Source organism: Pseudomonas sp. Fl4BN1, assembly GCF_009908285.1.
In the GTDB taxonomy this organism is placed as follows: Bacteria; Pseudomonadota; Gammaproteobacteria; order Pseudomonadales; family Pseudomonadaceae; genus Aquipseudomonas.
Genome location: NZ_JAAARM010000020.1, coordinates 58088 through 72618 on the forward strand (window position 1 = coordinate 58088; position 14531 = coordinate 72618).

Genomic DNA, 14531 nt, shown 5'->3' on the forward strand with positions numbered 1-14531 from the left:
AGCCCAGCAATGCCTGGCCAAGCGGGGTCAGCACCCAGCCCTGCCCAGCCACACCGCGATCCTTGCGTTTGACTTGCTTCACTACGACCTTCCTTAGCTGCGTTGACAAAAGTTGCGTTGGCGAAATTCCCTGGGGCGAGTTCCTTACGCCGCCGTTGATTCGAATCCCGCCTCAGAAGCGCCACTCGAGGTTGAGCCCTGCTCCGTGCTGTTGTTGGCGACTGGCCAGTTGCCCCTGGTAACTCAGGCTCAGCTCCACATCCCGGGCCAGCCCCAGACGCGCCTGCCCGGACACCAGCGCGGCATCACGCAAGGGCGGCGTGCTGCTCACCACAAAACCCGAGTCAGTACCGGCAAAGGACAATGCCTCGCTGGCCTGGGTACCGCTCAGGCGGTGCTGCCAGCCCAGGCTCGCCGACAGCTCCAGGGCTTGCCCCGAGGCCAGCCGCAAGTGCTGGCGACCGCGCAGGCCAAGGGTGCCGAGCCAGGCATCGCGCGAGTCGTTGCCCCCTTGCAGCGCTGCGGCGTCGCCCTGCTCGTGAAAGGCGTCGCGCTCCAAGTACTGGTAGGCCAGGTTGGCAAAAGGCTCCAGCACCAGCGCTGGCAGCGGCACGGCATGCGCCGCCTCGGCAAACAGCTGGGTGCTGCGGGCATCGATCCGGGCTTTCTCGCGGCCGGATACACCGCCGTAGGCCAGGTCACGCCGGACCTCGGCGTGATGCCAGCTGTAGCTGCTCCCCAGGCTTAGGCGCAGGTCGTCGAGGTCGTGCCGGGCATAGACACCCAAGTGATAGCTGTCGACCCGCGCCTTGGCCCGGGTACCGCCGCCCATGTTCAAGGAACTGTCGCTGTAGCCACCCGCCAGGCCGACGCGGGTCTGCTCGTCAAGGTCCCGGTCGATGCCCGCCAGCATCCCGCCAAGGGAGGTGTCATGGGCCGTTGTCCCACGCACGCCTTCGACCCGACCCCAGGCCCCCAAGCCCTTGAGCCAGACATTCACCGCCTCGCGCTCAGGGCCCGAGGCCTTCAAGCCGGAACGTTGCAGGCGCTCGCCCAGGGCATCGCGCACGACCGCCCCCTGGCTGACCAGCATCGCACTCAGGGCCGGGTAGATCTCCCCGGACAATTGCTCCAGCGCGCCTTGGGCCTGCTCCGTCGAAGGCAACAGCAGCAGGCTTTCATACACCGAGTTGCCCGCCGCCAACTGCTCGACCGCCGCACCGGCCGAGCGCTGGTTGGCAGTGCCACCGACACTGGCAAAGGTCGTGGCGCTACGCAGCACATTCAGTTGCACACCGGTGCCTGAATAGTCGAGGACGGGGCCGAGAAACAGCGAGCCGGGCTGGACGCTGGAAAAATGCCCGACAACCCCGCCGGCAGCTTGCAGGATGTCGTACTGGCGACCGATCAGGCTCGGCACCGGCTGCGTACTCAGCAGCTGCGGACGCTCTTGCGGCAGCAAACTGACATTGGCGCCATTGAGACTGGCCTGGCCGGTGGCAACGATACGGTCGCTGGCACTGGGGGAAAGCTCCACCACATAGGTCGAGCCCGGCTGGAAATCAACATTCCCCGCCACATTCAAAGTGCCGATGGAATTGCCCGGTGCCACCCGGGCGCCGGCCGTGGCAGTGAGCCCGGCAATTTGTCCGGAGCCGCCCAGGGTGCCACCGCCATTCACCGTCACCGCAGACGCCAACTGGCCATTGACCGCCAGCAAGCCGCCGTTGACCGTGGTCGGCCCGCGGTAGTTGCTGTCGCCGCTGAGCACCAACCAGCCGGGGCCGGACTTGATCAGGCTGCCCTGGTAATCACGCTGCGCGGCAGCCGCGTCGCGGGCCATGCCCAGGGCGTAATCGGTTTGTTCCTGCTGGCTGGCCCCGGGGCCCAATCCCTGCGTCCAGCCCCGGTCCCTCAAGGTCTGTTGCCAGGCCTGGTGCTCGGCAGCATCCTCGGCCTGGCGCTGCACCAGGGCCTGGTCCGAGATGCCATTGCTCCAGATATCCCCTTGCCCGGCACCCAGGTTGACCTTGAACTCACCGAGCAATTGCCCCGGCCCGTGCAGCGCCCGCCCCAGGTCCGGCACGCCCCAGCCAACCAGGGAAGTAGGCCCCTGGGTCTGCGCGCCATCAAGCTGCCGGGCAGTGGTCAACAACACTTGCAGGGCCTGCTGGTTGTTCAGGTAGGGATAGCGCTCCATCACCAGGGCCAGGGCGCCGGTGGCATGGGGCGCGGCCATCGAGGTGCCGTTGTAGGTGGCATAACCGCCACCGGCGATGGTGCTGGTGATGGCCGCGCCCGGAGTGGCCAGGCACCAGTATTTGGCGATCCCGCACTGGTTGTATTTCTGCTGGTTGTTCTTGTCCAGCCCCGACACCGCCAACCAGTGGCCTTCCAGCTCCGGCTGAAAGTACGGCAAGGCCGAGCGCACGCTGGCGTTGGCATAACCGCTGTTGCCGGCGCTGAACACATTGATCACCCCGCGGCGCGAGACCTCGGCGGCGGCATCGAGCCAGGTGCCCTGCTGGAAATGCTGGGCATAGGCGGCCCGCAGGTCGCCCAGGGTCTGGTAGCGGACGTCCTTGGGCTGGCTGCCCCAACTGTTGTTGATGACCCGCACGCCCGCATCGGCCAACACGCCGTACACCGCCTGGAAATACTTGGGGTCGGGGCTTGGGCCGAACAGGAAACTGTCGTTGTGATTGGTGTTGCCCACATACACCTGGGCATTGAAGGCCACCCCGTGCATGCCCATGCCATCGCGGGCCGCGCCCATGGTCCCGGTAACGTGGGTGCCGTGGTTGTCGTTGGCCGCATTGAGCACACCGGAGACGCTGAAGGGCGTGCCATCGACAAACTCGCCAGTCGCGGTGACCGGGTGAAAGCGCTCCGGGCTGGCCTCGGGATGACGGGCATCGAAACCCGAATCCAGGGCGCCGATCCTGATCCCGGCGCCGGTGATACCCGCAGCATAGGCCTGGTCCGCCTGCATGCGCTGCAGGCCCCAGTCTTGAAGGTATTCGGCCGTGCGCCAACTGCCCGGGTCGCCCAGGCGCGCACTTTCCTGATAGGTGGCCAATGCCGGCAACGGCAGACCACTGGCAAACGCCAGGCACAGGGTGCCCGTCAGCGCCTTGAGCTGATCACGCTTAACATCCATGTCGATGACTTCTCTGTTTTTGTTTTTGTTGGATCGTCCATCCGGGACAGACCAGCTTGTTGCCTGTTACTGCAGGGGACCAGCCCCCAAATCCTCCTCGTTCCCAGCCTCGCCAACCGACAGGGAGTGAAGCCTCACTCCCTGGACTGCGCGGCTATGCGGCGGCCTCTGAAGACACCGCGCTGCGGTAGTGCATTGATCAGGCGAAGACGATGCCCGAACCGTTCAGACCATCCATGCCGACCCCCACCAGAGTCACCGAAAACTCGCCGACACTGAGCAAGGTATCGTTGCCGTTCTGCGACAGGTGCTGGCTGTAGTCGTAGTGGGCATCGATCCCAGGCACGCCCATGAACACCAGCTTGTCGGTGTTCTGATAACCGTGGATCAGGTCGAAGCCGAAGTTGCCACTGAACAGGAAGGTATTGGCCCCGCCGCCGCTGGAGTGCATGACGTCGTTGCCGGTACCGCCAACGAAGGTCACGTTGGCCTTGTCGCTGCTCAACAGGTCGTCGCCGCCATGGCCGAACAGCCAGTCGCCGTCGACGCTGGCCACCAGCGCGTTACCGTAGGCATCGCCGTTGAGCGAGTGGTTGTAGGCCGTCCACTGGTTGCCGTTGAGCAGGCCGTTGTCGGTGACGCTGTAGCTCACGTCCTTGCCGAACAGCTGCCAGAAGCTCCCGGCCTCGTGACTGACCAGGGCGCCGATGTCCCGGGTCATGCTGATGCCGCCGTAGGCATCGCGGATGTACAGGGTGCCGTCGCCATCATTGGCGATGGAGAAGTTCTTCAGCGGCTGCTGCAACTCCAGGACGTTATGGCCCTTGCCGCCGAGGATGATGTTGTAGCCGCCGTCATCGCGAAAGCGGTCATCGCCGGCACCGCCGTCCAGGTAGTCGTTGCCCTTGCCGCCGTGCAGCAGGTCGTTGCCCTGGGTGCCGATGATGAAGGTGCTGCCCTGGTGCTGTTCGCTGTAGAGGTTGAGGTCCTTGACCCAGACCTGATCGCGCTTGCCCTCCGACAGGTTGGAGATTACCACCGTCGAATCGCGGCTGGTCAGGTCGTAGAAATCCGAGCCGATCAGGCGGTTGAGGCCCGCGGCGTAGTCCACCGCACTGTGCGCCGACCAGGACCAGGGGTTGAGGATGCTCTGGGGCACCAGCTTGCCGAGCAACGACGAATAGTGATCGGTGAAGCTGACGATGTTGTTGGTCGCCGAGGCCTGGGGCTGGTCATGGGTACCCAGGGAGGAGCCGTTGAAATGGGTGCCGTCCAGCACGCGGAACACTGGGTCGTTTTCATAGCCGATGTTCAGCACCTGCTGGCTGTCGGCGCTCTGGGTCGGCGAGGCGAAGGCCACATAGCTCGCGTCCTTGAAGAAACCGCCCCAGTGATCCTGGCTCATCGCCGCCAGGCTGTTGACCGCCAGCCCGCCGAGGCTGTGCCCGGTGACCAGCACATCGTTACCCGCCAAGCCCTGGGCAGCGGCGAAGGCCGCCACCTTGCCCAGCAGGTTGTCGAAGGCCAGCCGGCTGTAGTTGTCGGCAAACCCCGGGACAAAAGCCGCCTGCAAGTCATTCACCCCGTCCGCCAGGCTGTCGGTGCCGCGAAAGCTGATGCCGATGGACAACAACTGCCCGCTCGCATCGTATTTGCCCAGCACTTCGACCTGGGCATCTCTGACGCTCGCCTGCTCGCCGGAAATAGTGCCCTGGGCGCTGACGTTGCCCTGGTAACCCAGCTGTGTTGCGCTGATCGGCCGCCACGAGGTGCCCGGCAACGCTTCGCCCGTAGGCGTCGAGGCATACAAGGCCAAGGTGATGGCCTCGCTGTACTGGGCTTTGCCGGCACTGCCAAGGGCATTCTTGTAGTCAAAGATGCTCATGTTTGTAACTCCTTTATCCCTGTGGCCCGAGGTTCGCGTGAGCCGAACCTAGGGCGCTGTGCGTTGGCCGAAGGCCTCATCGACCCTGGCCAGATCTTCTTCCCGCAAGGTTCCTGCGTAATAGTGCAACTTGGTCCAGGCCATCAGATAGTCATAGCGGGCCTGGGCCAGGTCACGTCGGGTAGTGTAAAGCTGTTGTTCGGCATTCAAGGCATCCAGGTTGACCCGCTCGCCGCCGAGGATGCTCTGCTTGGTCGAAATCACCAGGGCCTCGGCCGAGGTCAGGGCCTTCTGGTAGGCGCGCAACTTGTTCACCCCTGATAGACAGGCACTGAATTGACGGCGCAGTTCAATCAGCGTCTCCCGGGTCTTGCCATCGAGTTCGTATTCGGCCTGTTCCATGTTGCGGCTGGCCTGGCGCGTCGAGGCCGAAACCCCACCCCCGGCGTACAGCGGCATGCTGACTTCGATGCCAATGGTGTTGGTGTCGTAACGCTGGTTGTAAGTGTTGCCGCTTTCCGACTCGTTCTGGCGCACCGTGGCGTAGGCACTGAGCTTGGGCAGGTGCCCGGCGCGGTTGCGCTCCACATCGAAGCGCGCCACCTCCACGCGCTGGCGCTGGGACGCCAGAACCGGGTTGTTGCTCAGGGCCAGTTCATGCCAGGTGTCGTAGTTGGCCGGGCTCAGGGAGAACGACTGGAAATGCTCCTGCAACGGATCAAGGTCACGTACATCGACCGTCGGCACCCCGATCAAGGCCCCCAGCTCGCGCAACGCGGCGTCCTGCTCGTCCCGGGCCTCGATCTCTTCGGCGGTGGCCAGCTCGTAGCGCGACTCGGCTTCGAGAATGTCGGTGCGAGTGCCCTCCCCCTGCTGGAACATGTGCTGGTTCTGTTGGAACTGCTGCTCGAAGGCCTTCTTCTTGGCTTGGGCGATGTCGATCTGGTCCTGGGCGAACAGCGCCCTGGTGTAGTAGCTCAAGACCCGTACCAGCAGCTCTTGGCTCTTGCTGCGAAAGTTCTCGTCGGCGAACAGCGCCTGGGCCACGCCCTTGCGGTAGTTGGCGTAGGCCTCGTAGTCGATCAGCGGCTGCTGCAGGTTCAGCGACGAGCCATAACTGTCGTAGTTGCGCTTGTCAGTCACGGTGCCGCGCACCGTGTCCAGGTAGGTGACCTTGGAGTTGTTATGCCCCTTGTTGTAGCTGTAGCCCAGCTTGGGCAACAACCCGGCGCGGCCGATGGCGCGGTTTTCAAGTCCGGCATCGCGCTCCTTGAGCGCACCGAGGAACACCGGGTCGTTGCGCAGGGCCTGCTCGTAGATCTGGAACGGGCCCATTGCCTGGGCCCCCTGGCACACCAGCAGGGACAAGGCTGCCGCGAGAATGGAAAGCTTACTCATACGACGCAACATCCTTATTCTTCGGTCAGTGCTGAGCCGGCCCGGTCGAGCAGTGGCTTGAACAGGTAATTGAGCAGCGAGCGTTCGCCGGTACGCACGAACATCTCCGCCGGCATCCCGGGCTTGATCACCAGCCCGTTGAGTTTTTCCATGGCCTGGTCGCTGACGCTGCTGCGTAGCACGTAGTACGGCATCCCGGTTTTCTCGTCGATCATCTGGTCCGCGGAAATCAGGCTGACTTCTCCGGGCACCCGCGGGGTACGGCTCTGGTTGAAGGCGGTGAAGAGAATATCCACCGGCAGATGGGGGCCGACCTTGTCCACCAGGTTCACCGGCAGCCGCCCTTCCACTTCCAGATGGGTGCCCTGCGGCACGATCTCCAACAGAGTCTCGCCCTGGCGCACCACGGCGCCTTCGGTGTGCACCCCAAGATTGACCGCGATGCCATCGGCGGTGGCGATGATTTCGCTGTTTTGCAAATCGAAACCGGCGGAGGTCAGTTGCTGCTCCAGGGTCTGGGTCTTGAGCTGGGCCTCGGCCAACTGGCTGCGCACCTCTTTCTGATATTCCTCACTGTGTTGTTGCAGCTTGAGCCGGGATTCGAGGATGCCCTGCTCGACCCGCCCGCTTTCACCGGTGTTCTGCGCCAGTTCCTGCTGCACCTGGGACAGCTGCCGCTGGTATTCCAGCAAACGATTGCGCGGGATGTAGCCGTTGTCCGCCAGGGGTTGCAGATTGCTCAGTTGCTGGCGCAGGGATTCGGCCTGGTTGCCAAGGTCGGTGCGCGCCCGGCGCATGCCTGCCAGTTGCGAGGTGGCGCCTTCAATGTTCGCGCGAATGCCCGCCTGCTCACGTGAGAAAGCCTCGCGACGGCTGCTGAACAGCTGGCGCTGGCCCTCCAGCACCAGGGCCAGGCGCGGGTCATCGCTGCTGCTCAGTTGTGCTGGAAAATCCACCTGCTTGAGGTTGTCGCGCTCACTGCGCCAGCGCGCCAGGCTGGCCCAGGCCATGCGGTACTGGGCCTGCAAGGACTGCACGTCCGCCGCGACCTGGGTCTGGTCCAGGCGGAACAGCGGCTGGCCCTGCTTCACGCTTTCGCCTTCACGCACCAGGATCCGGCTGACCACTCCGCTGCTCATGGCTTGCACCGCCTTGCGCTTGCCCGACACCACCACCGTGCCTTGCACGGGAATCCCCTGGTCCAGGGGCGCCAGCGCCGCCCAGATGAAGAAACTGCCGGCCCCCACCAGGGCCAGGACCCAGCCCATGCGGGCGAAAAAACCCGCGTCTCGCTCAACCCGCTCCGGCGCGTAATCTTCTTCGATGATCATGTTGCGGTCCTTGCTCATGCGCCTGAATTCCGTGTCGGGGCCTGATACTGGCGGCTCATGCTCAAGCCGCCGGGTGCTGCTGCCGCTGCCGCGGGCTTGGCCGCCTCCTGGGCCTGTGACTGCTGTGCACCGGACAAGGCCTTGAGCACCTCCTGGCTGGGACCGAACGCTTGCAAGCGGCCTTCATTGAGCACCAGCAGCTTGTCGGCCAGGGCCAGCACCGACGAGCGATGGGTCACCAGGACCACGCTGGTGCCCTTGGCCTTGAGCTGGGCAATGGCCGCTGCCAGGGCGCTTTCGCCCACGGTGTCGAGGTTGGAGTTGGGTTCGTCGAGCACCACCAGGCTCGGATTGCCATACAGCGCCCGGGCCAGGGCCACTCGCTGTTTCTGGCCACCGGACAAGCCGCTGCCGTCATCCCCCAGCACCGTGTCGTAACCCTGGGGCAGGCGCAGGATCAGTTCATGCACCCCGGCCAATTGTGCGGCCTGGACCACCTGTTCCGGGTCGGCCTGGCGAAAGCGCGCGATGTTCTCGGCGATGCTGCCGGTGAAGAGCTCGATGTCCTGGGGCAAATAGCCGATGTAGGGACCCAGTTCGTCACGGTTCCAACGATGAATGTCGGCGCCGTCCAGGCGCACGGTGCCCGCCAGGGTCGGCCAGACGCCCACCAGCACCCGGGCCAGGGTCGACTTGCCGGAACCGGAAGCGCCGAGCACCCCGAGCACTTCACCGGCATTGAAGCTGAAGCTCACCTGCTGCAAGGTCGCCTGGCGACGCCCGGGTGGCCCGGCGCTGACCTGCTCGAAACTCACTTGGCCCTTGGGCGGCGGCAACGACATGGCGGTGTCGCTGGGCGGGAATTCGCGCAACAGCGCGTCCAGGCGCCCATAGGCCAGCTTGGCCGAGCTCCACTGCTTCCATACCGCGATCAACTGGTCGATGGGGCTCAACACCCGGCCCATGAGGATCGACCCGGCAATCATCATCCCTGCGGTCATGTCACCCTTGATCACCAACAATGCGCCGAGGCCCAGCACCAACGATTGCAGGCACAGGCGCAGGGTCTTGCTCAAGGAGCTGATCACCGACCCGGTGTCACTGGCCTGGTTCTGCAAACTCAGGAAGCGCGAATGCACCGCGAACCAGCGTTTGCGCAACGCCCCGAGCATGCCCATCGCCTGGATGGTTTCGGCGTTGTGCAGGTGGCTGGTGGCCAGTTGCGTGGACTTTTGCGAATAACCGCTGGCCTCCCCCAGGGGCTTCTTGGTCATTGCCTCATTGAGGAATGCCAGGGCAATCAGCAGCAGCGCGCCGACCGTGGCAAACACCCCAAGCCAGACGTTGAAGGCATAGATCACCAACAGATAGATGGGAAACCACGGTGCATCGAAGAAGGCGAACAGCGCCGGCCCGGTGAGGAACTGGCGGATATGGGTCAGGTCGCCCAGGGATTGCCCGGCATGGCCTTCGCCCCGGGACAGATTACGCTCGAACGCCGCCTGATAGACCCGCAGGTTGAAACGCCGCTCCAACTGACTGCCGATGCGAATGACGATAAAGCTGCGCACCACTTCCAAGAGACCGATAAACAGGAAGAATCCCACCACCATCAGCGACAGCATCACCAGGGTGGTTTCATTCTGCGACGACAGTACCCGGTCGTAGACTTGCAACATGTAAATGGACGGCACCAGCATCAGCACGTTAATCAACGCAGTGAAACAACCGACACTGATAAGGATGCTTTTATATTCGCCCAGTGCCTTAAACAGTGGTGCAGGATGAGTAATCTTCACCATCTTCAACATTTTCCCTGAGCTGACCATCCACGCCTAACGCGAGGAACCCATATACGACACAACTAACAACGCGCTCCCTTAGTCTAAAAGACGTGCGGACACGTCCAAACCGGACAGCTGTCAATAACAGCAGCCCGGTTATAAACCCGCCCGTACAAGAGTCACGAAACAATGGCCATTCAATATTAAACGAACAGCCTCTGCACTTAATTAGCGAGCGCGTTGTAAAACAATCAATTCGTCAGTCTTCAGCCGTGCCTCATACAGGCCTTCTTTTTGTCGGCTGAAAAAGATGACTCTTGAACCTTCACGCCCGGTGATGGCGATGCCGTCGGGCTCTGGAAACCAGCCTACCGCGGCTTCACCGATCCACTTCGACAGGCATTCGGCACCGTCGCCCAAGGCCGCGTTCTGCAGCAAGTCCAGAGCACAGCTGTTGCCAGGCTGTGCTGCCTGTTGCAACTGCCAGTGTCCAACCAGTTCCGAGGGGTCCGCCAATAGCAGGCTGCTTGCCATGGTTATTGCTCCATAAAACATCATCAGCGTCGCCAGCAGCCAAGCGGCCGCCCTGCAACTCAAGGTTTGTGGGGTCATAGAATGCTCCGTCCGGCCGGTAGACTCGCTCAGCCCCTTGGCCAATGCAAGAACGCAGGGCCGCGCATCGGCGCCGCCCCGCGTCTACCTCACTTAGGCGACGATGTCGCCGACTGCTGCCTGGCCAACGGTGGTGACCAGGAAGTCCGCCACGCCGTGCCCGGAGAAGTCCACCGACAAGGTGCTGATGCCCCCGGAAGTGCTGAGGATTGCATCACCTGCCGCGCCGGTGAAGGCGTTGACGAAGTGCAGGCCTGCGCCCTTGGTGATCCCGGTCAGATCGATCTTGTCCAGGCCGCTGACAAAATCCATGATCTGGTCGGCTGCGCCCGGCTTGGAGTCGGTACTGGCACCGAACACGAAGGTATCGGCACCCGAACCGCCCCACAGCTGATCCGCACCACCGCCGCCGTAGATGATGTCGTTACCGGCACCACCTTTGAGCACGTTGGCCAGATCGTTGCCGATCAACAGGTCGTTACCCGAACCGCCGATGGCGTTCTCCACGCTGACGCCCTGGGCAATGGAGACGTTACCCACCATGCCGCCAACGTCGGAGAACGAACCGGCATTGAGGTTGATCTTCTGGTTTTGGGTAAAGCCGGAGAAGTCCAGGGTGTCGTTGCCACCACCGTCCCACACCGAGAACACCAGCTTGTCCGAGGCCGAACTGGCGCTGTAGAAATCGCGCCCGGTATTGGAGTTGAAGCCGTAGGTGGTGTCATCGGCACGGGTAGCGTAGTTGGCGCCGTAGAGCTTCTGGATGGCGGCAATATCATCCATCAGCGGGCCGGACGAATAGGCTTCGACCCCGCCCTTGCTGAAGTTCTGGTTGGTATTGCTTTCACTCCAGTAGCTCATGACGCTGTAGCCACGGGTGTCCTGGCCGTAGGTAGCATCCTTGTAGGTCGGGTTGCCTTCACCGGCGTTGTAGTCGCCGGGGTGAGCCAGGCCCAGGGTGTGGCCGATCTCATGGGTCAGGGTCTGACGGCCATAGTTGTTCAGCTCGGGAGTCTTGTTCTTGGTGTAGCTGCTGTTGGTCAAGTACCACGACGTGCCGTCATAACCGGCACCGGTGCCCGGCAGGTAGGCAAATGCCGCAGCGCCGTCCTGGCCACCACTGTAGTTGCCGAAAGTCATGTGGCCGTCACCGCCCGTGGCTTTCTCGGTGAACACGACGTTGGCCACATCAGCCCAGGATTGCATGGCCAGCACGGCCTGGGCTTTTTGCTGGGCACTGAACTGGCTGAACCCGGAGATACCATGCTTGTACAGGGTGCTCGAGGAAGCCGAAGTCAGGAAGGTGTAGGTCAGGTCGATCTTGCCGTTAGCGTTCAGGTCTTTGTAGGCAGCACCGTCACGCAACAGCTGCGTGGCGGCCTGGTCGACCGAGAACGAGGGTTTGCCGTTAACCGTGAGATTGCCGCCACGGTCGTATAGGTGGCTGAAGCTATTGATCTGGTCATACGCCGAACTTGCTGCTGCCACTGGCCCCAGTTGTTGTTCAGCAAGTGCAATAGCGTTCTCTGTTACTTTTGACATAAACAAACTTCCTTGTAATCAATGGAACAGTTTTTGTCAGATAGCGACAATCCCTGGCGAGATCGTCCTATCACTCGCCCTAAGTAGGCGAAAGAAAGCTGACACAATTCGAAATCGAACGTCCACTACTATTTTGACGTCAAATTCCACTGTTCCAAAAAACTCCAGCAAACAATGACCACTCAGTCAAAAGATTATTTTCAACCATGATTAACGGCTGTAATTGTCCGACAATCTACAATTTAATTATTAAATATCCATAACCCCAGTTATGCCAACTGCATCGCAGTTTTTAGTCCGTCAACTTCTGGCCCAACCAGTTAGTTCCAATGCCTCGACCAGTGTTTGCGGGCTCAGGGCCGGAACTTGCACCCCGTCGGCGCAAGTCATTGGCTCGGCCGCCAGCATGGCGTTGATGATGGCTTCCTCCACCGCCTCGGCGGCGGCGCTGAACAAGGGTGAAATGTGATCGTTGTTGAGCATGGCCAGGGGCGCAGTGAACGCCAGATCCTTGCGACCGTAGTCTGCAGCAGGCAAGTCCCGGTTTCCCGTGGCAAAGGCCAGGAAGATATCGCCACTGGAATCCTCGGTGCCGCCGCCGGTCCGGGCAATACCGATAGACGCGCGCTGTGCCAGGCGCTGGCACTGATGCGGCAGCAATGGCGCATCGGTGGCCAGGATCACCACGATCGAGCCCATGCCCGGGGTACCACGCTCGGCAAACGGCGAGGGAATATCCCGCAGGCGACGCCCTACCGGGTAACCATCGACCCGCAGTTCTTCACGCTTGCCGTGATTGGCCTGGACCAGGGCGCCAACGGTGTAACCGCCCTGCTCTTGCGTCAGCCGCCGTGAAGCGGTACCGATACCGCCCTTGAACTCGTGGCAGATCATCCCGGTGCCGCCACCGACCGCGCCCTCGGCCACCGGCCCGGATTCGGCGCAGGCCATGGCCTCGCGGACCTGTTGCGGACCGACATGCTGGCCCCAGATGTCATTCAACAGGCCGTCGTAGGTTTCCATCACCACCGGCATGCACCAGTACACCGCCGGGTCTGCCAGGGCCTCGCGCTCCAGAGCGATCAAGCTGTCGCGCACCACCCCGACACTGTGGGTATTGGTGATGGCCAACGGCGTACTCAGGGTCCCGGCCTCGCGAATCCACTCCAGGCCCGTGGCGTCGCCATTGCCGTTGAGTACATGGCAGCCCGCGAAGCAGGGCTGCTGCCGTGCGTGCCCGGCGCGAGGCTGGATCAGCGTGACCCCGGTACGCACCTGTTTGCCCTCCACGGTGGTTTTCAGGGTGCTGTGCCCCACCCGCACCCCGGGAACATCGGTAATCGCATTGAACGGGCCTGGCGTCCCCAGACCCAGGCTGATGCCCATTTGACGTGCTCGCATAACCACTCCTTACAGTTTCTGAAACGCCGGGCTGTACCGGCCGTTGGTGCCATAGAGGATCACCGACAGCGCCAGCAGCCCGATAATCACCATGATGTCCCGCAGGGAAGCCTCGAGGAACAGATTGATCAGCAAATACCCCGCGCCGATTACCGCCAACAGCGCCGGCAATGGCCACAGGGGCATGCGATAAGGGTGCTCACGATCGCGCAGCAGTACTCGGCTCATCAGCGCGCTGAGGGCCACGATCAGGTACACCAGCATGATCAGCAGCACGCTGAAGGATGTCAGGTCCGCCAGGTTCGAGCTGAAGCTGAGAATCGCCGAGGGCACCGCCAGGAACAGTGTGGCCAGCCATGGCGAATCCCAGCGTGGGTGAATCCGGGTGAACAGGCGATTGATGGTGGGCGTCCACAGAGCATCGCGACCGCTGCTGAACACCACTCGGCCAATCTGGATGACGATGGCGACAATCGCATTGAACACCGACAGGAAGATCCCGCCGCTGACCACCCGGGCCAGGGTTTCATTGCCATGGCTGGTCAGCAGGTAACCGATGGGATCGGGGCTGGCGAGCATCGCATCCAGGGACGGCGCGCCGATCAACAGCGCGGTAATCGGCACCAGCTCGATGATCACCACCAGCACCAGGGACCAGAGCACCGCCTTGTGTACGCCACGGCCCTTGCACTTCATGTCTTCAGCCAACAGCACCGCCGGCCCGTAGCCATTGTAGGAAAACAGGCCAATGCCCACAGCACCGATCACCAAAGCCCAGGGCGCCATCTGCAACACGCCATGCTCGACGATCTGCGGGTGTACCAGGATGCTCAGCGGCTGTGCGGCGTTGCCAAAACCCAGCCAGACGATCACCAGCAATGCCGCCACTTCCAGTAGCAGGCAGGTGCCGGTGATCCAGGCATTGAGCTTGATATTGAGAATGCCCAGCAGATAACTGCAGACCACGATCACCAGGGCCACGGTCTGCGAATCGAAATTCGAGCCCAGGGCGTTGTTCAGGTAAGTGGCGGCCCCGGTGGCCAGCACCGGCGGAATGAACAGCAGCATCACCAGCACCGTAAGGAAAGTGGCATAACCGGCCATGCCGCCAAACACCCGCTTGGCATACACATACTCGCCACCGGCGCTATTGTGGGCACGGCCAAGCTCGGCGTAACAGAAGGCAAACATCAGCGCCAGCAAACCGGCAATGACGAACGCCAGGAACACCCCGCTGCCGGCCTGATGGATGGCAAAGGGTGCAATCACGAACACTGAACTGGCGGGGGTCACACCGGACACGGTGATAGCCACCACGTCGAACACACTCAAGGTTGGTTTCAGCACGCCGTCTGGCGTGGAAGGAGAGCTCATATCGTTATCCTCGTGTTTATTGTTGGTCTGAGGCAGAAACGAAA

9 protein-coding genes are annotated in these 14531 nt (G+C 62.5%); all 9 read right to left on the reverse strand.

The features are described 5' to 3' along the window. Positions 1-172: 172 nt before the first annotated feature. The 9 genes from GV818_RS21595 to GV818_RS21635 all read right to left on the reverse strand — a co-directional run bounded on the left by GV818_RS21595 (position 173) and on the right by GV818_RS21635 (position 14487). Positions 173-3160, reverse strand: coding sequence for an autotransporter serine protease (locus GV818_RS21595; RefSeq protein ID WP_161777469.1), 2988 nt, complete (start codon positions 3158-3160; stop codon positions 173-175). A gap of 199 nt (positions 3161-3359) precedes the next feature. After that, on the reverse strand, positions 3360-5045 hold the full coding sequence (locus GV818_RS21600) for a polyurethane esterase (RefSeq protein WP_161756381.1): 1686 nt from the start codon (positions 5043-5045) through the stop codon (positions 3360-3362). Positions 5046-5093: 48 nt separating this feature from the next. Then, positions 5094-6443 carry a TolC family outer membrane protein gene (locus GV818_RS21605; protein ID WP_372242111.1) on the reverse strand — a complete coding sequence of 450 codons (1350 nt, stop codon included), beginning with the start codon at positions 6441-6443 and terminating at the stop codon, positions 5094-5096. Between the two features lie 14 nt (positions 6444-6457). Then, entirely contained in the window at positions 6458-7774 is a 1317-nt protein-coding gene (locus GV818_RS21610; RefSeq protein WP_372242112.1) for an HlyD family type I secretion periplasmic adaptor subunit, read from the reverse strand. A 14-nt stretch (positions 7775-7788) separates the two neighbouring features. Then, positions 7789-9576, reverse strand: a complete 1788-nt coding sequence (locus GV818_RS21615) for a type I secretion system permease/ATPase (protein WP_161777470.1) — start codon at positions 9574-9576, stop codon at positions 7789-7791. A gap of 210 nt (positions 9577-9786) precedes the next feature. Further along, positions 9787-10170: an AprI/Inh family metalloprotease inhibitor gene (locus tag GV818_RS21620; protein WP_161777471.1), complete on the reverse strand. Its 384-nt coding sequence runs from the start codon at positions 10168-10170 to the stop codon at positions 9787-9789. A 93-nt stretch (positions 10171-10263) separates the two neighbouring features. Next, positions 10264-11712 (reverse strand): serralysin family metalloprotease, encoded by a 1449-nt coding sequence (locus tag GV818_RS21625; protein WP_161756376.1) that lies wholly within the window; start codon positions 11710-11712, stop codon positions 10264-10266. Between the two features lie 300 nt (positions 11713-12012). After that, entirely contained in the window at positions 12013-13113 is a 1101-nt protein-coding gene (locus GV818_RS21630; protein WP_161777472.1) for a P1 family peptidase, read from the reverse strand. A 9-nt stretch (positions 13114-13122) separates the two neighbouring features. Next, the gene (locus tag GV818_RS21635; protein WP_161756374.1) at positions 13123-14487 is read right to left on the reverse strand and encodes an APC family permease; all 1365 of its coding nucleotides are present in this window, start codon (positions 14485-14487) and stop codon (positions 13123-13125) included. Between the last annotated feature and the right edge of the window lie 44 nt (positions 14488-14531).

What these genes read in the sequence shown, in the direction of transcription:
- GV818_RS21595 (WP_161777469.1), bottom strand. Translation starts at nt 3,160, where the DNA reads ATGGATGTTAAGCGTGATCAGCTCAAGGCGCTGACGGGCACCCTGTGC.
- GV818_RS21600 (WP_161756381.1), bottom strand. Translation starts at nt 5,045, where the DNA reads ATGAGCATCTTTGACTACAAGAATGCCCTTGGCAGTGCCGGCAAAGCC.
- GV818_RS21605 (WP_372242111.1), bottom strand. Translation starts at nt 6,443, where the DNA reads ATGAGTAAGCTTTCCATTCTCGCGGCAGCCTTGTCCCTGCTGGTGTGC.
- GV818_RS21610 (WP_372242112.1), bottom strand. Translation starts at nt 7,774, where the DNA reads ATGATCATCGAAGAAGATTACGCGCCGGAGCGGGTTGAGCGAGACGCG.
- GV818_RS21615 (WP_161777470.1), bottom strand. Translation starts at nt 9,576, where the DNA reads ATGGTGAAGATTACTCATCCTGCACCACTGTTTAAGGCACTGGGCGAA.
- GV818_RS21620 (WP_161777471.1), bottom strand. Translation starts at nt 10,170, where the DNA reads ATGACCCCACAAACCTTGAGTTGCAGGGCGGCCGCTTGGCTGCTGGCG.
- GV818_RS21625 (WP_161756376.1), bottom strand. Translation starts at nt 11,712, where the DNA reads ATGTCAAAAGTAACAGAGAACGCTATTGCACTTGCTGAACAACAACTG.
- GV818_RS21630 (WP_161777472.1), bottom strand. Translation starts at nt 13,113, where the DNA reads ATGCGAGCACGTCAAATGGGCATCAGCCTGGGTCTGGGGACGCCAGGC.
- GV818_RS21635 (WP_161756374.1), bottom strand. Translation starts at nt 14,487, where the DNA reads ATGAGCTCTCCTTCCACGCCAGACGGCGTGCTGAAACCAACCTTGAGT.